This window comes from Nostoc sp. DedVER02 (genome assembly GCF_034530675.2).
GTDB lineage: Bacteria > Cyanobacteriota > Cyanobacteriia > Cyanobacteriales > Nostocaceae > Nostoc.
The window spans coordinates 150,527-168,883 of the sequence record NZ_JAVRCP020000013.1; the positions used below are offsets into that span (position 1 = coordinate 150,527).

The window sequence follows — 18,357 nt, forward strand, 5'->3', positions numbered from 1 at the left end:
GCATCTAAATGGCAACCGCTACAGACTGATGTCACAATTAATAGAAAATCAGTTAAGCAAGTTGAAACAAGAATGTCATTAAGTCTCCTTTACCCAAACTGATGCGATCGCCTGGTCGCAATCGATGACGATTACCCGGTAAAAGGGGCAAGTTATTGATGTAAGTGCCATTAGAACTTCCCACATCTTCTACATAGTGAGCATCTCCCTCAACCCGAATATCTGCATGAATCCGCGAGACAACTTCTGAATTGGGAAATCCTGAAACGTCTATATCTGGGGGAATTCGGTCATTGGGCTTGCCGATATGAATCACAGAGAGATTTTGCGGTAATTCAATTAGGCGATCGGTTTGAACGTGGATTAACCGCGCTATCACCTGCTGCAATTGCGTTCTAGCAACAGTTGGAATTGGTGCTGGTGCTGCTGGCGGCGGTGGTTCTAACGGTGGTGGAGTAGGAATACTTTGTCCAGATACTACGGGTACTTCAGAGGGTGGCGGTGGTTCCAACGGCGGTGGAGTAGGAATACTTTGCCCAGAGACTACAGGTTGAGCTTCAAAAGCTGGTTCTGGGGGAACTGCTACTTCTGTTGCTGGTAAAGATGAGGTGGGAGGATGAGAGTTAGTAGAACTGTTCATTCCCAAAGCATCTGGTTGTAAAAGTTCTAACAGGGGATCGGGTGGAACTAACGGCGGGACTTCCACAGGGGCATTGGGAGTAACTGTTGTAGCTACAGCAGGATGAACGTGTGGAACTCCTGCGGAGTGAAGATTATAGCCACACTGACCGCAGAATGCTGCATCTGCTTGCACAGTTGCTCCACAACTAGGACAGTTAGTAGTCGCAGGTAACGGTGTATAGCAAGCTTCACATTGGACAGCGCCATCAGGGTTGGGATGATTGCAATTAGGGCAGACGATCATCGATATTTAGCCTTTGTTCAAGATCATCATAAAATTAGATAAGACTGGCAAGCAGAGGGCGGGCCTAGCTTTAGATTTTAGCAATTACTGTTGATGGAACGATGAATTTTGGACTGGGGACTGGGGACTGGGGACTGGGGACTGGGGGCTGGGGGCAGGGAGAATAACTATACTCAATTCCCAATGCCCAATTCCCCATTCCCAATTCCCAATTCCCAATTTTTTAAGATTGGAGTTCTAAACCTGCTGCTGCATCTAATAGCCACCATAGTTCACCTTTGGGGCGAATTAAGCGCGATGGGTAAGTGAAGTCATCGGCTACAGGTGCAAAAACTTGCGCTAAAGCTGGTCTTTTATTAGCACCAGCAACCAGAAAAATCACACTGAGAGCAGAGTTGATGAAGGGGTATGTAAAACTTATCCGGGGGTTTCCGTCTTTGTTACCTACAGTCACCAGGCGATCGCGTACTTTGAGAGCCTCTGTGTGGGGAAACAAAGATGCTGTATGTGCATCATCACCCATTCCTAGTAATACTACATCCAACGCGGGAAACTCGACCCCAGAAGAATTAAAAAATTCTTTGAGATGTTGTTCATACTTAGCAGCCGCGAGTTCTGGATTTGCTTCTAAAGTTGGTACGGGGCGAATGTTAGCTGCTGGGATGTCAACACGATCTAGCCATGCACGACGTGTCATCAGTTCATTGCTATCGGGGTGATCTGGTGGTACGTAACGCTCATCGCCCCAAAATATATGAATTTTATCCCAAGGCAGTTTTTGAGTAGCGATCGCTTCGTATAACGGTTTCGGTGTACTGCCACCAGATAAGGCGATGGTAAACTGCCCTCGCTGCTCAATGGCAGTTTCTAACTTGGACAGAATTAATTCTAGCGCTCGTGCAACCAGCGCTGGCTGATCTGGTAGAACTTCAACGGTTTTGTTCATGGCTTCATCATATTGCTGGCTTCCAGCAATACCATACCGAACTTATTACAATCCCCCTTTTTAACTTTTGAAACATTTAACATCGTGGATTAAGTAGACTAAAAAATGTAGATGCTCATTATCACTTTCAAAGGAAAGTTGTCAGTAGTCAGTCATACTAACTACTAACTCCTCCAATGATCATTTTTATTTACACCCAGTTACTTGATACTTTGTTGATTAACGCCACAAAGGATACATTTATTAATTCTTATTAAAAATTAATAAAACTAATTAATCATAAACAATGTTTCCCAATCAGCGATCGCTTCGCGTTGGGCGATTAACAATTCCTGAATTCCTTTTTGGGCGACATCTAGCAGTTGATCCAACTGAGTACGGCTAAAGCTACCTTCTTCGGCAGTTCCTTGGACTTCAATGATGCCCAGATGTTGATTCATCACCACATTAAAATCTACTGTTGCAGCCACATCTTCGATATAATCCAAATCCAAAAATGGCTCTCCCTCCAGTAATCCTACGGAAACTGCTGCTACTTGTCCACACAGAGGCGATCGCTCTAACACGCCCTCTTGCAACAATTTAGAAATCGCATGAGCCAACGCTACAAACGAGCCTGTAATCGCAGTTGTCCGAGTTCCAGCGTCTGCTTGCAAAACATCAGCATCTACAGTCAGCGTGCGTTCTCCCAGTGCCTCAAAATCTACTGCTGCGCGTAAGCTACGACCAATTAAGCGTTGAATTTCTTGCGTCCGTCCAGATAATTTCAATAATTCCCTTTCTTGGCGTTTTTGGGTAGCAGATGGTAACATTCGGTACTCAGCAGTTAACCAACCTTTACCAGTTCCTTCGAGAAACTTTGGGACTCCCTTATTAACGCTAACAGTACAAAGCACCTGAGTATCACCGCATCTTGCGAGAACAGAACCAGGGGCGAAACGGGTGAAATTGGGGTAAAAGCTGATCGGACGTAGTTCGTAAGGAAGACGGCCGTCTGGACGCTGCCAAGCCATTGGAATTACCTCAAGATTTCTATCTAGAATACTGCCTTAAGATTACCTTAGTGTTGTAAGTGGGAATTGGGCATTGGGCATTGAAAAGAATTCTTCCAATTCTTGTACAGACGCGATTTATCGCGTCTCCTTATTCTTCTAAGGAATTGAAAGCAGAGTCAAAATATTTTGCTGCACCATATCTGGTGATTGGTCGCCGTTGATGATCAATAGGCAGCGACGACGGTCGTAATATTCTAGGATGGGAATGGTGCGATCGTAGAATATTTCTACACGGCGCTGCACGATTTCGGGTTGGTCATCTGGTAGCGATCGCCCCAAGGATCGGCTAACCATCACTGCTTCTGGAACTTGAAGATAAATTGCCCAATCTAGCTTTTGTCCTAAATCCTCCAATAAAAAATCTAATTCTTCAGCTTGGAAGGCAGTACGAGGATAGCCCTCCAAGACCCAATCGCAGTTAATATCTGGTTGTCTGAGGCGAATTCGGATCAAATCAATAATCATTTCGTCTGGAACTAACTCTCCTTTTTGCATATAGGGCCAGGCATGATAACCTAGTTCACTCAGACTAGCGTAAACCGAAAGAGAAGTCCGGGGATCGGCTTCCGACCATCGAAATTCCGGCAGTGGGCGATCGCCAGATATTGCTTCCCGTAAAATCTCACCTGTGGAAATCAGAGGAATATCAAAGTATCTGCCAAGCCTTTGTGCTTGAGTGCTTTTCCCCGATCCTGAACCTCCCAGAATCACCAATCTCACAACAATTCACTCCTCATGCTGTCAAATTCATTACTTGCTAAGTCTGTTTTGCCCAAACAATCGGAAAATGTAACATTTAGGGATTTTCAGACGTTATACACAGCTTTTTTAAATAATTGGAACTGTAACTTTTATGTTTTAATTTTTACAAGCTATTTCAGGGAAAAAACGACAATTACAATCAAAACAACTCTTGACTTCAACACAAACCTAGTGTTTGACTAAGAATGCAATTTGCTAAATCCACCACAACTGTGAAAAACAGATTGATTATACAAGTAGAATTGTGCTAATTACTGACAGCAAGAAAACTTAATTATTGTATCTTTTTGAACTTAACTTTATGGTTGCCCAGCTAGAAACTCAAAGTATCAATTCAAGCATTACCTTGGCATATCCAGTTGAAGGGCTAGTGCAAGTTTTCACTAGCTCCCATCGTAATTTTTTTACGAGCGTTATCGCTCAATCACTAAGAATAGCTGGACAAGGAACATCAGTATTAATCGTACAGTTCCTCAAAGGGGGCATTCGTCAAGGACACGATCGACCCATACAATTAGGGCAAAATTTAGATTGGATTCGCTGTGATTTGCCTCGTTGTATCGATACACCACATTTAGACGATACGGAAAACCAAGCTTTACAAAAGCTATGGCAGTATACACAGCAGGTAGTATGCGAGAGTAAGTATTCTCTCGTAGTCTTAGATGAGTTAAGTTTAGCGATTAACTTTGGTTTAATTCCTGAAACAGAAGTTTTAGCGTTTTTGGCAAAACGCCCTCCTCACGTCGATATAATTCTCACAGGGCCAGAGATGCCGAAATCTCTCTTAGATGTAGCAGATCAAATTACAGAAATCCGCCGGAGTTATCGACCCTAAACAAAATATTCAGTTCGTGCTAGTATATCAAGTCTGTTTGAATTAACATTAGCAACGAACTTGTGATTAAGAACGATATCTGGATTACTGAAATGGCTCAACAGGGTTTGATTTCGCCCTTTGAGCCAAGCCTAATCCGAAAAGTGCAAAAAGACGATTCTGTAGCGCTTGTGCCTGTCATTAGCTATGGTTTGTCTTCTTATGGGTACGATATACGCCTTTCCTCGGCTGAGTTCCGCATTTTTCGCCACATTCCCGGAACTGTAGTTGATCCCAAAAACTTTAATCCCCACAATTTAGAGCCAACAGCATTGCACACAGATATCAGTGGCAGTTACTTTATTTTACCTGCACACTCTTATGGACTTGGGGTTGCTCTAGAAAAGCTGGAGGTTCCTGAGAATATTACTGTAATTTGCATAGGTAAATCTACTTATGCAAGATGTGGAATAATTGCAAACTTGACACCTGCTGAGGCTGCATGGCGAGGTCATTTAACTTTAGAATTTTCTAATTCCTCTAGTGCAGACTGTCGCATCTACGCTAACGAAGGCGTGGTGCAATTACTCTTTTTAGAAGGTGAACCCTGCGCTATTAGTTATGAAGCTCGTCAGGGAAAATATCAAGATCAGTTAGAAATTGTTACCTTGGCTAAAGTCTAAGTTTTGATGCTTTAAATGCTATTTTGCGATCGCTCTAAATCTAACCCTATGATAAATCACTTTATCCCACCGCAAATTCTGTCAGCTTCCGCATATAAGGAGGCTGATAAGCCAGCACGATATCCTGCTTAGGAATACCATACTCTATTAATTCATTAGCCACGCCAACCTCAGTCCCATCATACTGAATCCAAATCTTATGATCTCGAATGTCTAGATGAATTAAACAGCCATAAACTCGACGGCGATTTTCCCAACCCGTATTCACAACTTGATAATGATCCTGCTGCATATCAAAGATAGTTTGTCGTTCTATTTCACCATAGGCAGGTTTAATCTGAGCGTGACTTATCATAACTTGCTGGATGATTTGTCTATACTTCGCTAGTTTATCCATTTTACAATTACCTCATTTTCCGGGTCAAATACTAGCAGTTTCAAGTGATATTCGTGAATACTCAGTTGTGGCAATTGCCGTGAGAAAAAATCTTCATAAGTTGCTAGTGGAACTGCTAAATAGAGAATTCTTTCTGGTTCCTTCAGTTTTAGTGCTACTCGATAATTTAAACATTGTGCCAAAGCTGTATGAAACTCAGAAATTGCAGAGGGAGCAACAAAACTTTTGATTTCTACAGCAATTTGTTCGTCTTGCTTTTGGGCAGCAATTAACCGTTCTGCACCCAGATCAATTTGCAATTGTCCATCTGCTAAATCAATAGACAGTGGATCGTGTGTAATTGTCCAGCCATCTTTTTGCAAAGCCAATCTAACTAAATTATGGAAAATATCTCTTGCAGACATTCCTTAAAATTTTAAGTCTAAATGAGACAGTCTAAACCTTCATCGCGCTTCTAGCCAAACCTGTAAATCAGCCAAACTAGTAAAATCTAAGAGTGCTTCACTTAAATTTTCCAAAACAGGCAAAGGTAAACCAGAAATTGAAGAGCGTGTTTCATCAGAAAGTTCCCCAAATCTCTTAGTCAATTGCCGGAGAATAAGATTAGCTGTTGCTTCCTCACGTCCTTCCTCACGTCCCTCTTCGCGTCCTTCTTCCTTAATTTCTCGGTAAACTCGCGTTTCCTTAAGCGTGATTCCTAGCATAGACTCTACCTCCGCTTGAGTTAATTGTTCAAACCTATACACCATGATCGTCGTTATTAATTCAATTATGGCGCGACTTGATGGTAATAGCACTTCTTGAGCGGTTCTTGTTAACAAATACCTTGCTTCTTCTGGTGCTTGTTCTTCATCCACTGTAGTTAATACCATCAGCGCTACCCATATAGGTAATTGACGAATATCCCCTAATTCATCTAAATACACCCGATGTATTTGTTCACCGTTTAGTAATGAGCGATGAGGATGAATATCACTTTGTTCAATACTGCGCGACGGGTAAATTATTACTGCTTGCCAGTCGCTAAATCTGGTACGGTTGCGGTAGAAATATAACGAAGATTCAGCCCATACTCTTTCATAAAGCTGTTCATCTTTCTGGAACTGTACCTCGCAAAAATATACAACTCCAGCACCATCGCTTTCAGGTGGTAGAAATACCCCATCAATTTCAAATTTCGGTTCTTTAACAGCGACTGAATCAAAACGATAACTATCTGCATTAGTTGGAGGATTTGTCAACAGTTCAAATAGCAAAGTTGGAGACTGTTGAAAGAGTTTGTAAAATATTGAGTCTCGACGCATGAAAACATTTTACTAATTTTTTATAAGAAGAATTCAGAACTCAGAAGCGGAGCCGGAGACGCTCCGCCTCCGGTCAGAATTCAGTATGAATTAATTAATTGCGCCAAAATATGATTATGGTGCTAATCTTGCCTTACCTAGACGCTGCTTTTCGTACCATTGTGCGATCGCAGGTGCCCAATCTTCAAAGTGAGGCCACATCATTTCACACAACTTTTGAATTTCAAGTTGAGCATCTTTCTTATTTCTCAGGTCACAAAAATGCAAGAAAGACCTTAAATTGAAACTAACTACAAAATGCTGACGATAATCAAAAGGCACTTTACCTCTTGCATGTTCTTCAGACATTCCAGCCTCAAAATCAGCTTTATATCGTTTAGCTGCTTCTAAACACCACTGCAAATCTACTGCTCGTTGCTCTGATGAATAGTAGTACTTTTTGCCTTGTCTATCAGTGTAATAACCAACGGGACGGAGGTAAAAAACATCTTCTATGTCTTTCTTACCTTCTACTACATCAATAAATTGGTTGCCTGTGTATCTAAAAGATTGTACATCAAATGATACTCCTACACGATGGGTACGGGCTTGCTGCATGACATTGTGCGGAAAGTAGCCACAGTTGAAAACAATCTGCGGATGCTCTAAAGGCCCATAGTGTCCCCTCTCACCTGCTAAAAGTCGCTTAACAATAACTTCGCCGCTTTGTGACTCTGAGGGCCAAGAGTCGCGCTCATCAAATACGAACCCATCGGTATAGTCTTGGTGCATCGCGGCGTAAATCACCTGCTGCGGGTTTGGCGTTTTGGCAATAACTTCTACTCGGAATCGATGCATTAGTTTTTGGGAAACGAATTTGTTACTGAAAGTGCTTACAGACAAGGCGTGGAGCCTGTTGGTTAGACAGAGATTTGAACTCAATCCATTATCATATCTCTGCCTTGGACTTCTACTTGAGCAGATTAATATACTTTACAAATATTAATAAATTTGTTACAGTTATTTACATAAAGAGAAAACAGGGAAAAATCCATGCGTACAAGCACTGCTATAATTGACGAACAAGGCAAACTGAACAACTTTGCGATCGAGCCAAAAGTTTATATAGATGAGCAAGGCGATCGCACTGGCTTCACTCCTTATGCAGAAATGCTCAATGGTCGTTTGGCAATGATTGGCTTTGTTTCTCTAATAGCATTAGAAGTATTCACAGGACACGGTATAGTTGGTGTTTTGGCAAGTCTGTAAAAACTAATTTTTTAAACTTAATTATCAACAAAAATAAGAGACGGTAAATTTACCGTCTCTTATTTATATGGAAAACTTAGTGCTAGAGTAAAAGTCGTTAGTTATCAGCGTAAAGTTATTAGGTAAATTATGGCTTTAACTGCTTCAACGATGTTGCCTCTAGGCACAAAAGCACCAGATTTTGATCTACCGGAAGTGGTATCTGGAAAGGCAACTTCACTTGCTACCTTTGCGGATAAAAAAGCACTGTTGGTAATGTTTATTTGTCGGCATTGCCCGTTTGTGAAGCACATCCAAAAAGAATTAGTGCAGTTAGGCAAAGATTATTTTACAAGTGATTTAGCGATCGTTGCCATCAGTGCTAATGATGCAAACAATTATCCAGATGACGCACCAGAATCGTTACAAGCATTTGCCACAGAACAAGGATTTAATTTTACCTTATGCTACGACGAGAGCCAGGAAACGGCAAAGGCTTATACAGCAGCTTGTACACCGGATTTTTTTGTATTTGACGATCAACGCAAACTTGTTTATCGCGGACAATTAGATGATAGCCGCCCCAGTAATGGTAAACCCGTAACTGGTGCAGATTTACGCGCAGCCATTGAAGCAGTGCTGGCGGATAAACCTGTTACAAGTGAGCAAAAGCCAAGTGTCGGTTGCAATATTAAATGGAAACCTGGAAACCAGCCCAGTTATTTTGGTTGAAAGGGATGGGGTATTGGGAGTGCTGAGTTAGGAGTTAGGAGTTAAGAATGACTCCTCATCTTTCCCAATCCCCAGTCCCCAGTCCCCAATCCCTGATATCAGTGCTTAATTTCCAAATTCAGTATGTAGCATCCTAATTGGACTTTTTCTGCCCACAATTCATATTCCAGGCGCAAATTTTCTGGCAAGGGATGTCCGTTAAGAGTTAGGCTATTAGTAAAATTTCGTAAACGAATAGGATCGTTAGGTCGTAATGACTCAGTTGGCAACCAATAGCGACTAATGCCGTAAACGCCCTGCTCCCAAAAGTGGCGGTAACTTACTTGACCATTACCTTGCATAGTCATGATGACTCGATAAGGAGAAATCTCTAGCCACAAAATTCTAGGACTGCTAGGGGCGTAAGCTTTACTCTTACTTTGAGGAAGCTTGTCCTCTGGACTGACTACACTTTCTACCTCGCAGCTAATTAGGGGCGGTGCAGTTAACAGCAAATGGAATCTATCAGTATCTTTTTGATACAATGTCGCGGCAGTTTCGACAACAGACCAGATTGGTAGGTCAGTGGAAATAAGTGATAAGCACACGGGCTTGCGGTGATGGGTCAGCATGGGAGCGATAAGGGCTAAAAGCTATTGAACAAATTGAAATGAACACTCTAGCTGTCTAATAGGTCAGGGTAAGAAACTAAATAGTAAAACAGGCTTAATATTAATGAATCTGCTGATTTGTTAAGCTATACAAATCCGCATAGAAACAAGTAGAATCTTGGCTTAGACAGCAAAAACGGTACTTTTTCTAGGGAGAGCTAATTGGTAAGTAAAGCTTGTAAATATTCTAAAGCTATAGCCTCAAAACAGTGGGAGTCCTTTTTGGTGCTAAGAAACCTTCTTGAGGTAGACTTCCTATAGATTGGAGTAAGTTTCATATAGCAAAAAGCGATAGTATACCAGGCAGGAAGTCACCAGAAACAACAAAACTAAGTCGCTGGCGAACTTCCAGTGTATTTAAAAGCCAGTGTATCCTAATGTCGGCTTCTGTTATAACCGTAAAAACTCACGAAGATTTTTCTCACAAGTTAATAATTCAACGGCTCCTTTTCGGCTGTCTTTACGGGGTTACATCCGTGTGAGTAAGGAGAGCTTTCATGGTGCTTTAATGTTGGGCGCTTTAGGCGAAGGTAATGTTATATCCGCTTGTATTAATTACTTTAGTACTTACGCATTGACATGAAAGGCTAAATACGTATGATTTGAAAAACTATCTATATCTGTCGTAGGGGCAATATTCTGCGGGTACTTCGTTGGAGAACTTCTAGAGTAGCCGCTTCTCTACAAGAGGCTACGCAAATTTTTACTTAAAGTGTATTTGTCAAAAGTCCTGAAAGAGTGGCAGCAATTGTAATGATAATAAAATTGTATTGGTCAACAAGAAAACAACAAGTTGAAATCTCTTAGTGATAGCAACACAAGAAACCGAGTCCACCTCTGGATTATTTTCCAAAACCACTAAATAAAGGTACGATGAATCCACGCAATGGAGAATCTGCCACATAAAAAGGAGAACTCATACCTATACTGGCTTCTTTAGTTGCATTACCATCAAAAAACTTAACAGTAAGATTTCCATTTACCTGATTTGTAAATGGAATCAATAAGCTATCAATATAATTTTGTGCATTCTCTACAGAATCAAATTCATCAAAACCACCAACAGTATTTGTATTTACACCACTTAACCAAGTTTTACACCTCAATCCTGGAAATGTTTTCAGTTCTGGATTGATTGCAACTCAATCTATCTGATTGAAACGAATAGATACTTGATACTCGGCATATACGAATACTTACTCATAGTGATTTTTGAACTAATCTTGAATCTGTTTACAATAGTTTTCTCGCACCTTCAGTCTTGTTACTTACTGATTGCTATTGAGAATTTTGGGAACTTTAAAAAATTCGCCTTCTTGTTCAGGCGCGCTGTTAAGAATACTTTCTCGGTCAGGATAGGGTTGCAATTGATCCTCTCGTGTGATGTTGCTGACATCAATTGCCCGTGTTGTTGGGGGCACATTACTGACATCAAGTTCATCTAACTGTTGGATATAATCCAGAATACTTCCCAACTGGGTAGTAAATTGTTCTTCTTCGTCTGGAGTCAATTCTAAACGAGCAAGATTTGCTACTTTATGAACTTGTTCTTGGTCAATCATAAATTGTTATTAGTCATTGGTCATTGGTCATTGGTCATTAGTCCTTAGCAAATGACAAAGAACTAATGACTAATGACTAAAAGAATACGTCAATTTGCGATCGCCCGGTAGTTTTTAGCCAGTTTTGGGCTTCGATGTAGTTATTGGGAGCCATGCGAATAGCTCGAATCCAATAGTCTGCGGCTTGGTCAAACAGTGCTTCGCCAGCTTCGTTATCTCCAGCTTCTTTTTCCTTTTCGCCTTGGTAGTGATAAATCACGGCAATGTTGTTCAAGGCTTGGGGCATACGTGGGTTTAACTCAATTGCCTGGTGATACAGTTCTAAAGCTTTATTGTGGTCGCCGTTGCTGGCATAGATTAGCCCCATATTGTAGAGAATATAACCGCGATCGCTGGTATCTTCCTCTAGTGTTAGAGCTTCTTCATAATATTCCAATGCTTCAGCATATTCCCCTTCTGCTTGGGCTGACATGCCATCTCGATAATAAACAAACGCTTCTTTAGCTTTTTTGTTGGTTGGCAGGATCTTCAAGATAATATCCGCCATCACTGTAAAGGATTTGTCAACAAAATTATCGTTCTTTTGTGTTCTTGGCATATTTGTCTCTGGGTATGGGGCATGGGGCATGGGGCATTGGGAAGAGGCAGAGGGGCACAGGGTGCAGAGGAGAGGAATTTTACCCCTGCTCCCTGCTCCCTGCTCCCTGCTTCCCCTGCTTTCTCATCTCTCCAATCCCCTGGCACACTCAATAGTTAATTTAACTGATTTGCGGGGGCATTCTCATCACTGAGTGGGATGATGCACTGTGGGCTATTGTGCCGAGAGTTGTTTACCAAGGTGCTAACTGGATATGAAGTCATTGCTAGCGCTGGATAGGGACGCAATAGCTGCTGGAGGGTTTGGGGTGTTTGGACTTGGGAATCTAGCCACAAATCGTAATCTTTTGGCTCTAGAATCACTGGCATCCGCTCGTGGATAAATTGAAGTAATTCGTTGGCTGCCGTTGTCAAAATTGTACAAGAGATTATTTCCTCGTTAGCAGGAGCAGGCGTTCCCGCTTCTCCTGTCGGAGACGCTGCGCGAACGGGTTGCCGTAGGCATCGCCATTTTTCCCACAAACCGGCGAATGCGAAAGGTTGCCCATCTTGAAGGCGAAAATAAAACGGCTGCTTTTTACCTTGTTGGCGTTGCCACTCATAAAAGCCATCAGCTAACACCAAACAGCGTCGATGCTTAAAAGCCGAGCGAAAAGAAGGTTTTTCGGCAACAGTTTCTGCCCTAGCGTTAATCAGCTTTGCTCCCATTGCTGGATCTTTTGCCCATGAGGGAATTAATCCCCAATATAACTGCTTAAATTCACGCTTTTCGCTTTCGGGGTTTTGTAACACTGTTGCCACCATTTGCGTAGGTGCAATGTTAAATTCGGCTGCTAAATCTAGAGATGGCTCGACATGAAAAACTTGAGCTAAAGCTTCTGCTGACTGGTTTAGAGTAAATCTTCCACACATACTTTTATTCCCAACCACTAACTAAATTAAATATCTCAATTTAAAAATCAATAATTTTTTTATTTTTTCAGATAATTTTCTTTAGTACTCAAAAGCTCGATTTTAAAATAAATTATCCGGTTTAGGGAAAATATTTTGGTAAAATATTGTATTTTGAACCTTTACTTATCAACATATTGTTAACTGCATTTTAGCATGGAACTACTGCGTTTGTACGATTTTTTACCTTCCGGTAATGGTTATAAGATACGTCTTTTATTCACACAACTAGGTATGCCTTTTGAGAGGGTAGAGCTTAATATTTTGAAAGGCGAGACTCGAACACCAGAATTTTTAAGTAAAAATCCTAACGGAAAAATACCTATTCTGGAAATTGAGCCAGGGAAATATTTGGCTGAATCAAATGCCATATTGGTATATCTCAGTGAAGGGACAGAATTTTTACCTTATGACCGCTTTTTGCGATCGCAAGTTCTGCAATGGTTATTTTTTGAACAGTATAGCCATGAACCTTTTATTGCTACATCAAGATTTTGGATTTCTATTCTAGGTAAAGCTGAAGAATATAGTGAGGCTATTAAGGAAAAACGCGAACCAGGTTATGCAGCACTTAGCTTGATGGAAAAACATTTAACCTCTCATACTTTTTTTGTAGGAGAGCGTTACACAATTGCTGATATTGCCTTATTTGCTTATACTCATGTAGCTGATGAAGGTGGGTTCGATTTAACACAATTTCCTGCTATCCAAGCTTGGATAGAAAAAGTTAAAGCTCAACCAGGATATATCAGTATTACACAAGCATGAATCAATTAAAAATTCAAAATGACGCTCTCTACGAGACGCTGCGCGAACGCGGACTCGCTCTAAGCGTTCGCGTAGCGTCTCGCAGAGAAGCCATGCCGTAGGCTTTACGCTGCGCTAACAAAATTCAAAATTAAATACAGCCACTTGCGGGTAGAATTTCTACCTACCTTGGGATACAAGGATTCTTTCGCCCACAAGTGGCGAGGTTTTGAGCCTAAATTTTCTTCATAAAAAGTCGATTTTATAAGTTAATGTATCTTTTGTTTATTGACTCTGCTAAAGGGTGTTTTAGAATGAGGTATTTTTCCAGAATATATTACTACAACTAAATATCTATATCAATTTCTATCAGCTTTTGCCGAGATGACAAACCCGACTTAATTCTGATATCAGATTTGGTTACATCAAATTTTTTGGCTAGGAGTTTAATCAACTCTTCATTAGCCTTACCATCAACTGGGGGCGATTTTAAATATACAGTCAAGCTGCCATCAGGTTGTTCTTCAATTTTTTGCTGTTTTGAATTGGGTTTAACCTTGACTTTTTTTTGCATTACCTATTTTCTGTAATTGTCGCAGCCATAACCACCCTAAAACACAACCCAATAAATAATGAGGAAAATCCCACCAGACAAAGGTAGTACCAAGTAATAATTTACCTATCAAAGTAGCGCGGATCTCATTTAGTAGTGGTGGATGCCAAAGTTGCAAGAATTCTAGTATACAGGTGATGACAAAAACCCATATAGGAATTTGAATTATTGCCGTTCGACTTCTGAAAAAGCAAAATGCAAACAGACACCAAAATATTTCGTAAAGTATATCTCCACCGTAGTCATTAAACCATTGATGGGCAAGCCCACTGTAAAACTTAGACAAAAGACCCATCGGTACAACGATGAGTATAGAAATAATAATAAATAGTGTTTGATTACGATGTTGAAGCATTTTGTCAAGGCTAAAGAATAACGAATAATCTTAGCCTTTGCACTACTCTTTTTTAAGAATTCGTAAATTTATATTTTATTAAAAATACTTATACAAAACTACACAATGTAGGGGCAATTCATGAATTACCCCTACCTAAAAATCTTTATTTATCGGCTATTGTTTGCGTTAGTCCTGTTATGGATATCTTCTACTACCAGCGCCCACTACGCCGATTTTGTGGCGATATGAGAGTTCAGCACCGAACCAGCCGGAAGCGCTGGTTAGTGTACCAACAACGAGCGAGATTAACAGTCCCCAAGGTACTATTCGGGATTCAGCGTCGCCCCAACGTAGAAGGAAGTTGATGAGTGATAAAACTAGGATAGAAACGTTAAGGATCAAATGCACCCAACCGGCGGTGCGCTTGCGAACTCGTTCAATTTTCAAAAAGTCACTCAGACCGATCGCAGCTGCGAGTAAACCTCCAGCTAATCCGAGTCCGATTAACCATAGCGAAGCCCTAGCCCAAAAGAAGTCACGAGTCAACCAGTAGCCGATGTCACTTCCCAAGGCGGCGGCTAAAAAAGCGATGGGGAAGATCACACTCAGGGGATGTAGGGGATGTCCTGCGATCGCAACTGTGCTAGGTACGCCAGTATCCCGATACTCACTGTCGTTACTTTCAATAACTGGGGGAATATTTGGAAAAGGTGTTGAACTTGTTTGCGTTGTTTCTGTACTTTCCATTATTTTATATCCTCAATTAATTAGTTTTTAAGCAGCAGGAATTTGTTGAATATAAGCTTCAGCTTGTAGTGTTAGTTTGCCTACTTCTGCTCTTAGTTGCTTAACTTGCAGATTCATTCCCTGTATATCAAAGTTACTCAAATTCAAAATCTCGCTAGTTTCATCTACCAAAGCTTTTGTCAACTCTGGCGAGATTTCTTCACTTTGACCATACTCAACATTTTCTAGAGAAACAGTTTTTCCATTAGGGCTAATCTGGGGGACTGCGGAAAAGGCAACTTGGTGATTTTCACCTGTTTCTACTAATTTTATGCTGGCATTTATTGCTATTTTCCCATCGCCAGGTAGTCGAAAGTCTACATTTTGTGGCTCAATAGCCGTCAGTTGCCCGTTAACGTGGATTTTTTGACTTTGCAATTGCGATCGCACATATTCTGAGTTGAAGGCGCGATTAATATCAGCTTCGGTTAATATAACCTGGGCATTAGCTTCAGTAGGTTGAGTAAGTTCAATTTTGCCAAAAGCCACACTCAAAGGATTTATAGCAACATCAGTCATTTGCATTTTTAATTCTTCCATGCGGAGGTCTTTTTGGATCACTAAACCTTCGCCTTCAACGCTGACTGAATCCACCTGTCCCTGAACTAGCTTAAGCGGGTCTGTTTTGATATCGACATCTAAATTTTCAACTTCATCTAACTGGCTAGATAATCCTATTTCTGCGGCTTTATTCAGCGCCTGCTCTCCTAATCCAGAATTGTCTGGCATTATTAAACTAACTCCTATAAATAGCTAAATAGCATAACCTGGAATTAATTTAATAAATTAACATTATAATTTTATCTGTCTGGCGATGGAATATAAATTTAAATATTATCTGTCTAAAAGTAGAATTGCATAATTTATAGTAGTTTTAAAGCGACTTTTTGGTTAGCGCATCTTTAGATTTAATTAGTATAAGTTTTCCTCACAATAGTCTTGTTAAAAAAAATGTGAAACCAGGCACAACATTTTTACCACTTAATATTGCTGTAGCTGGATATTGAGTAATTGAACCATCCAGACGATAAACGAAAGCTTGCTGATTTATACTATCAATTAACCATTCTAATTGAACATCATTACTAATGTATTCTTTAATCTTGGCTTGCACCGTTATTTTTTCGCTGGTCATGATAATGTCATAGCAAGCTTGATAAATATTCCAATTTTAGACTGAGATTCTCTTCTTTTCCCTTCTCTTGCTCTGCGTTCTCTGCGCGGCAGTCGCTCATGGGGGAAACCCCCAAGACCGCGCTGCCTTGTATCTGTGGTTTGTTCTAAAAATAAGTCGATAAAAGATTCATAAGAGCTAGACAAATAGCTTTTTTCCAGAGACTATATAGTGATATCTCTCACAAACAAATTTTGGCTTTTACGTTCTCTCTCTAGATAAAAAATCTTTCTCTCGGCAGATAGGTGTACTGAGATTATCATGACTGCTATGTTACCAATATGACGATAGTAAGACAAAACGCCTTAAATACAACCGTAAATCCTTCAGTAAACACTCCAGAAACATTAGCAGAAAAGCGCATTGAAGTAGAGCGGATGCACGACGTTCTAATTTTGCTGCAAAACCTGATTAACAGTGAAGAAGCCACTGTAAAACTAATTCTGGATTGTCTCTATGATGTTGGTTCAGTCAATATTATCAACCAAAAGCTTCGCGTGAAGCCTTTAAATAGGGTAATGAAATTAATTGCCCGAATGTCTAAACCAGTTTTTAGAACTTTGGCTTTAAATTGGTTTAAGAAAAACTGTCCCCAACTGATTACTAATTGGTTACATACCCAGGTAACTTTTGAAAGGATTCAAAATGTACCTCAAGAAATAGCTGTCGAAGTTGCAGAACTTCAACCATATCCTATACCAGGGACGGAAAATCCTTACCAAGAGATTAAAAATTTGCGTTCCCAGGTTAGATGGCTAGCTGGGATTTCAATAATAGCGATCGCTATTTTAGGAGTAACAGCAATTAGGTTAAACTGAAACCCATAAGTAGCACCGTTATCAAATTTAATAGATCGATCAAGCTATTTTCAGCGTAAGATGCACTTGGGTTAGAAAAACCTTAGCAGATTAGAATGTAAATAATTTCTGCTCCATAAGGCGTTTTGGGAAACAGTTGTTTGGTTAACTCTAAGCAACTTAACTCGTTGTATTGATAGCACTGTTAAATAGCTGGTTCAGCATATATGCTAATTCGTACTATGACTTTGCCCAAACCTACTCTGGAGGATATAGAAATACATCTGCTCTTGGAAGGCGTGTATCAGTATTATGGTTATGACTTCCGAGATTATGCTCTTTCCTCACTCAAGCGCCGCATTCAAGGCTTCATGCAATTGGAGGGGTTCGCTAATATTTCTGCCTTGCAAGAGCGGTTACTGCACAACCGTGCTTATTTGGACAGATTTTTGCTGGCTCTGACGGTGAATGTAACATCAATGTTCCGCGATCCGAGCTTTTATAATACCTTCAGAAATCAAGTTGTTCCCTTCTTGCAAACCTATCCGTTTATTCGTATCTGGCACGCTGGATGTTCTACTGGTGAGGAAGTCTACTCTTTGGCAATTCTATTACAAGAAGAAGGACTTTATCACCGTTGTCGGATATATGCAACTGATACGAATGAGAAGGTATTACAAAGTGCTAAAAGTGGTATTTTTTCCCTGAAACTGATGCAGGAGTATACTCATCTTTACCTAAAAGCAGGCGGCAAAAAATCATTTTCAGAATATTATACAGCAGCTTATGATAATGCTATTTTCCGAGCATCTCTAAGAGAAAATGTTGTATTTGCCCAGCATAATTTAGCAACTGACAGTTCTTTTAATGAGTTTAATGTCATCCTTTGCCGTAATGTCTTGATATATTTCAATCAGGTGCTTCAAAATCGGGTACATGAACTATTTTATAATAGCCTCTGCACCTTTGGTATTTTGGGTTTAGGAAAACAAGAATCCATCAGGTTTACCTCTCATGAACAGCACTATGAAGAGATTGTCAGAGGGGAGAAACTATATAAGAAAATAGCTGGTGCTTAAAATTTGGGCTGAACCGCTAGATGAATTAAGATAATTTTCGATTTTAAATTGAAGAAGAATTCAGGAGTCAGAATGGGCTAAACGCCCAGCTACCGCTAACAGGAGTCAGAATAAATCAGTCGCGGGTCTGAATCCCCGACTGAATTGTTGCAGCACCAAATTGAAAATTTGGTGCTGCAAAAACTCCGATTATTCATCCCCCAGTCATACAGAATT

At 40.5% G+C, this 18,357-nt stretch carries 25 protein-coding genes; 7 read left to right on the top strand and 18 right to left on the bottom strand.

The window, feature by feature from the left end; all coding sequences use genetic code 11:
- Nucleotides 1–52: 52 nt before the first annotated feature.
- From RMZ41_RS15510 to RMZ41_RS15525, 4 genes are all read right to left on the bottom strand, one after another.
- The gene (locus RMZ41_RS15510) at nucleotides 53–925 is read right to left on the bottom strand and encodes an FHA domain-containing protein (RefSeq protein ID WP_322642150.1); all 873 of its coding nucleotides are present in this window, start codon (nucleotides 923–925) and stop codon (nucleotides 53–55) included.
- A gap of 223 nt (nucleotides 926–1,148) precedes the next feature.
- Nucleotides 1,149–1,871 (bottom strand): 6-phosphogluconolactonase, encoded by a 723-nt coding sequence (pgl, locus tag RMZ41_RS15515; RefSeq protein WP_322642149.1) that lies wholly within the window; start codon nucleotides 1,869–1,871, stop codon nucleotides 1,149–1,151.
- A gap of 269 nt (nucleotides 1,872–2,140) precedes the next feature.
- Nucleotides 2,141–2,884 (bottom strand): ribonuclease PH, encoded by a 744-nt coding sequence (gene rph / locus RMZ41_RS15520; RefSeq protein WP_322642148.1) that lies wholly within the window; start codon nucleotides 2,882–2,884, stop codon nucleotides 2,141–2,143.
- A 138-nt stretch (nucleotides 2,885–3,022) separates the two neighbouring features.
- Entirely contained in the window at nucleotides 3,023–3,646 is a 624-nt protein-coding gene (locus RMZ41_RS15525; protein WP_322642147.1) for an adenylate kinase family protein, read from the bottom strand.
- A 343-nt stretch (nucleotides 3,647–3,989) separates the two neighbouring features.
- Here RMZ41_RS15525 and RMZ41_RS15530 point away from each other — a divergent pair, with 343 nt between their 5' ends.
- Nucleotides 3,990–4,526: a P-loop NTPase family protein gene (locus RMZ41_RS15530; RefSeq protein WP_322642146.1), complete on the top strand. Its 537-nt coding sequence runs from the start codon at nucleotides 3,990–3,992 to the stop codon at nucleotides 4,524–4,526.
- Nucleotides 4,527–4,618: 92 nt separating this feature from the next.
- Nucleotides 4,619–5,188, top strand: coding sequence for a dCTP deaminase (dcd, locus tag RMZ41_RS15535; protein ID WP_322642263.1), 570 nt, complete (start codon nucleotides 4,619–4,621; stop codon nucleotides 5,186–5,188).
- Nucleotides 5,189–5,249: 61 nt separating this feature from the next.
- On the opposite strand, the gene RMZ41_RS15540 is transcribed toward dcd, so the two are convergent.
- The 4 genes from RMZ41_RS15540 to thyX all read right to left on the bottom strand — a co-directional run bounded on the left by RMZ41_RS15540 (nucleotide 5,250) and on the right by thyX (nucleotide 7,726).
- Nucleotides 5,250–5,585, bottom strand: a complete 336-nt coding sequence (locus tag RMZ41_RS15540) for a XisI protein (protein ID WP_322642145.1) — start codon at nucleotides 5,583–5,585, stop codon at nucleotides 5,250–5,252.
- On the bottom strand, nucleotides 5,573–5,989 hold the full coding sequence (locus RMZ41_RS15545) for a XisH family protein (RefSeq protein ID WP_322642144.1): 417 nt from the start codon (nucleotides 5,987–5,989) through the stop codon (nucleotides 5,573–5,575). The genes RMZ41_RS15540 and RMZ41_RS15545 overlap by 13 nt, the downstream gene beginning before the upstream one ends.
- 39 nt (nucleotides 5,990–6,028) lie before the next feature.
- Nucleotides 6,029–6,889, bottom strand: a complete 861-nt coding sequence (locus RMZ41_RS15550) for an Rpn family recombination-promoting nuclease/putative transposase (RefSeq protein WP_322642143.1) — start codon at nucleotides 6,887–6,889, stop codon at nucleotides 6,029–6,031.
- A gap of 114 nt (nucleotides 6,890–7,003) precedes the next feature.
- The gene (gene thyX / locus RMZ41_RS15555) at nucleotides 7,004–7,726 is read right to left on the bottom strand and encodes an FAD-dependent thymidylate synthase (RefSeq protein ID WP_322642142.1); all 723 of its coding nucleotides are present in this window, start codon (nucleotides 7,724–7,726) and stop codon (nucleotides 7,004–7,006) included.
- 195 nt (nucleotides 7,727–7,921) lie between these two features.
- Here thyX and RMZ41_RS15560 point away from each other — a divergent pair, with 195 nt between their 5' ends.
- Together RMZ41_RS15560 and RMZ41_RS15565 are read left to right on the top strand one after the other, a co-directional pair.
- The gene (locus RMZ41_RS15560) at nucleotides 7,922–8,137 is read left to right on the top strand and encodes a chlorophyll a/b-binding protein (protein ID WP_322642141.1); all 216 of its coding nucleotides are present in this window, start codon (nucleotides 7,922–7,924) and stop codon (nucleotides 8,135–8,137) included.
- A 129-nt stretch (nucleotides 8,138–8,266) separates the two neighbouring features.
- The gene (locus tag RMZ41_RS15565) at nucleotides 8,267–8,848 is read left to right on the top strand and encodes a thioredoxin family protein (RefSeq protein ID WP_322642140.1); all 582 of its coding nucleotides are present in this window, start codon (nucleotides 8,267–8,269) and stop codon (nucleotides 8,846–8,848) included.
- A gap of 98 nt (nucleotides 8,849–8,946) precedes the next feature.
- Here RMZ41_RS15565 and RMZ41_RS15570 read toward each other — a convergent pair whose 3' ends face one another.
- From RMZ41_RS15570 to RMZ41_RS15590, 5 genes are all read right to left on the bottom strand, one after another.
- Nucleotides 8,947–9,459: a hypothetical protein gene (locus RMZ41_RS15570; protein ID WP_322642139.1), complete on the bottom strand. Its 513-nt coding sequence runs from the start codon at nucleotides 9,457–9,459 to the stop codon at nucleotides 8,947–8,949.
- An 881-nt stretch (nucleotides 9,460–10,340) separates the two neighbouring features.
- On the bottom strand, nucleotides 10,341–10,604 hold the full coding sequence (locus RMZ41_RS15575) for a hypothetical protein (protein ID WP_322642138.1): 264 nt from the start codon (nucleotides 10,602–10,604) through the stop codon (nucleotides 10,341–10,343).
- 162 nt (nucleotides 10,605–10,766) lie between these two features.
- Nucleotides 10,767–11,060 carry an Asp-tRNA(Asn)/Glu-tRNA(Gln) amidotransferase subunit GatC gene (gene gatC, locus RMZ41_RS15580; RefSeq protein WP_322642137.1) on the bottom strand — a complete coding sequence of 98 codons (294 nt, stop codon included), beginning with the start codon at nucleotides 11,058–11,060 and terminating at the stop codon, nucleotides 10,767–10,769.
- A gap of 76 nt (nucleotides 11,061–11,136) precedes the next feature.
- Nucleotides 11,137–11,658: a photosystem I assembly protein Ycf3 gene (locus tag RMZ41_RS15585; RefSeq protein ID WP_322642136.1), complete on the bottom strand. Its 522-nt coding sequence runs from the start codon at nucleotides 11,656–11,658 to the stop codon at nucleotides 11,137–11,139.
- A 155-nt stretch (nucleotides 11,659–11,813) separates the two neighbouring features.
- A complete protein-coding gene (locus RMZ41_RS15590) occupies nucleotides 11,814–12,569 on the bottom strand; it encodes an SOS response-associated peptidase (RefSeq protein WP_322642135.1) in 756 nt (251 codons plus the stop codon).
- Nucleotides 12,570–12,764: 195 nt separating this feature from the next.
- Between RMZ41_RS15590 and RMZ41_RS15595 the strand changes: the two genes are divergently transcribed.
- Complete coding sequence (locus tag RMZ41_RS15595) at nucleotides 12,765–13,376, top strand: glutathione S-transferase family protein (protein WP_322642134.1); 612 nt, start codon at nucleotides 12,765–12,767, stop codon at nucleotides 13,374–13,376.
- A 325-nt stretch (nucleotides 13,377–13,701) separates the two neighbouring features.
- Here the strand turns inward: RMZ41_RS15595 and RMZ41_RS15600 are convergent, their stop codons facing one another.
- The 5 genes from RMZ41_RS15600 to RMZ41_RS15620 form a co-directional block, all read right to left on the bottom strand.
- The gene (locus RMZ41_RS15600) at nucleotides 13,702–13,929 is read right to left on the bottom strand and encodes a DUF167 domain-containing protein (protein WP_322642133.1); all 228 of its coding nucleotides are present in this window, start codon (nucleotides 13,927–13,929) and stop codon (nucleotides 13,702–13,704) included.
- A complete protein-coding gene (locus RMZ41_RS15605; protein ID WP_322642132.1) occupies nucleotides 13,907–14,323 on the bottom strand; it encodes a DUF2809 domain-containing protein in 417 nt (138 codons plus the stop codon). Before RMZ41_RS15605 ends, RMZ41_RS15600 begins: the two co-directional genes overlap by 23 nt.
- A 177-nt stretch (nucleotides 14,324–14,500) precedes the next feature.
- Nucleotides 14,501–15,052 (bottom strand): DUF2231 domain-containing protein, encoded by a 552-nt coding sequence (locus RMZ41_RS15610; protein WP_322642131.1) that lies wholly within the window; start codon nucleotides 15,050–15,052, stop codon nucleotides 14,501–14,503.
- Nucleotides 15,053–15,079: 27 nt separating this feature from the next.
- Nucleotides 15,080–15,820 carry a DUF2993 domain-containing protein gene (locus RMZ41_RS15615; protein WP_322642130.1) on the bottom strand — a complete coding sequence of 247 codons (741 nt, stop codon included), beginning with the start codon at nucleotides 15,818–15,820 and terminating at the stop codon, nucleotides 15,080–15,082.
- A 199-nt stretch (nucleotides 15,821–16,019) separates the two neighbouring features.
- Complete coding sequence (locus RMZ41_RS15620) at nucleotides 16,020–16,226, bottom strand: Uma2 family endonuclease (RefSeq protein ID WP_322642129.1); 207 nt, start codon at nucleotides 16,224–16,226, stop codon at nucleotides 16,020–16,022.
- 320 nt (nucleotides 16,227–16,546) lie between these two features.
- Here RMZ41_RS15620 and RMZ41_RS15625 point away from each other — a divergent pair, with 320 nt between their 5' ends.
- Together RMZ41_RS15625 and RMZ41_RS15630 are read left to right on the top strand one after the other, a co-directional pair.
- A complete protein-coding gene (locus RMZ41_RS15625; protein ID WP_322642128.1) occupies nucleotides 16,547–17,083 on the top strand; it encodes a hypothetical protein in 537 nt (178 codons plus the stop codon).
- 221 nt (nucleotides 17,084–17,304) lie between these two features.
- The gene (locus RMZ41_RS15630) at nucleotides 17,305–18,141 is read left to right on the top strand and encodes a protein-glutamate O-methyltransferase CheR (protein ID WP_322642262.1); all 837 of its coding nucleotides are present in this window, start codon (nucleotides 17,305–17,307) and stop codon (nucleotides 18,139–18,141) included.
- Nucleotides 18,142–18,357: the final 216 nt, after the last annotated feature.

Coding starts and splice junctions, on each gene's coding strand:
- RMZ41_RS15510 (WP_322642150.1), bottom strand. CDS start 925: ATGATCGTCTGCCCTAATTGCAATCATCCCAACCCTGATGGCGCTGTC.
- pgl (WP_322642149.1), bottom strand. CDS start 1,871: ATGAACAAAACCGTTGAAGTTCTACCAGATCAGCCAGCGCTGGTTGCA.
- rph (WP_322642148.1), bottom strand. CDS start 2,884: ATGGCTTGGCAGCGTCCAGACGGCCGTCTTCCTTACGAACTACGTCCG.
- RMZ41_RS15530 (WP_322642146.1), top strand. CDS start 3,990: ATGGTTGCCCAGCTAGAAACTCAAAGTATCAATTCAAGCATTACCTTG.
- dcd (WP_322642263.1), top strand. CDS start 4,619: ATGGCTCAACAGGGTTTGATTTCGCCCTTTGAGCCAAGCCTAATCCGA.
- RMZ41_RS15540 (WP_322642145.1), bottom strand. CDS start 5,585: ATGGATAAACTAGCGAAGTATAGACAAATCATCCAGCAAGTTATGATA.
- RMZ41_RS15545 (WP_322642144.1), bottom strand. CDS start 5,989: ATGTCTGCAAGAGATATTTTCCATAATTTAGTTAGATTGGCTTTGCAA.
- RMZ41_RS15550 (WP_322642143.1), bottom strand. CDS start 6,889: ATGCGTCGAGACTCAATATTTTACAAACTCTTTCAACAGTCTCCAACT.
- thyX (WP_322642142.1), bottom strand. CDS start 7,726: ATGCATCGATTCCGAGTAGAAGTTATTGCCAAAACGCCAAACCCGCAG.
- RMZ41_RS15560 (WP_322642141.1), top strand. CDS start 7,922: ATGCGTACAAGCACTGCTATAATTGACGAACAAGGCAAACTGAACAAC.
- RMZ41_RS15565 (WP_322642140.1), top strand. CDS start 8,267: ATGGCTTTAACTGCTTCAACGATGTTGCCTCTAGGCACAAAAGCACCA.
- RMZ41_RS15570 (WP_322642139.1), bottom strand. CDS start 9,459: ATGCTGACCCATCACCGCAAGCCCGTGTGCTTATCACTTATTTCCACT.
- gatC (WP_322642137.1), bottom strand. CDS start 11,060: ATGATTGACCAAGAACAAGTTCATAAAGTAGCAAATCTTGCTCGTTTA.
- RMZ41_RS15585 (WP_322642136.1), bottom strand. CDS start 11,658: ATGCCAAGAACACAAAAGAACGATAATTTTGTTGACAAATCCTTTACA.
- RMZ41_RS15590 (WP_322642135.1), bottom strand. CDS start 12,569: ATGTGTGGAAGATTTACTCTAAACCAGTCAGCAGAAGCTTTAGCTCAA.
- RMZ41_RS15595 (WP_322642134.1), top strand. CDS start 12,765: ATGGAACTACTGCGTTTGTACGATTTTTTACCTTCCGGTAATGGTTAT.
- RMZ41_RS15600 (WP_322642133.1), bottom strand. CDS start 13,929: ATGCAAAAAAAAGTCAAGGTTAAACCCAATTCAAAACAGCAAAAAATT.
- RMZ41_RS15605 (WP_322642132.1), bottom strand. CDS start 14,323: ATGCTTCAACATCGTAATCAAACACTATTTATTATTATTTCTATACTC.
- RMZ41_RS15610 (WP_322642131.1), bottom strand. CDS start 15,052: ATGGAAAGTACAGAAACAACGCAAACAAGTTCAACACCTTTTCCAAAT.
- RMZ41_RS15615 (WP_322642130.1), bottom strand. CDS start 15,820: ATGCCAGACAATTCTGGATTAGGAGAGCAGGCGCTGAATAAAGCCGCA.
- RMZ41_RS15620 (WP_322642129.1), bottom strand. CDS start 16,226: ATGACCAGCGAAAAAATAACGGTGCAAGCCAAGATTAAAGAATACATT.
- RMZ41_RS15625 (WP_322642128.1), top strand. CDS start 16,547: ATGACGATAGTAAGACAAAACGCCTTAAATACAACCGTAAATCCTTCA.
- RMZ41_RS15630 (WP_322642262.1), top strand. CDS start 17,305: ATGACTTTGCCCAAACCTACTCTGGAGGATATAGAAATACATCTGCTC.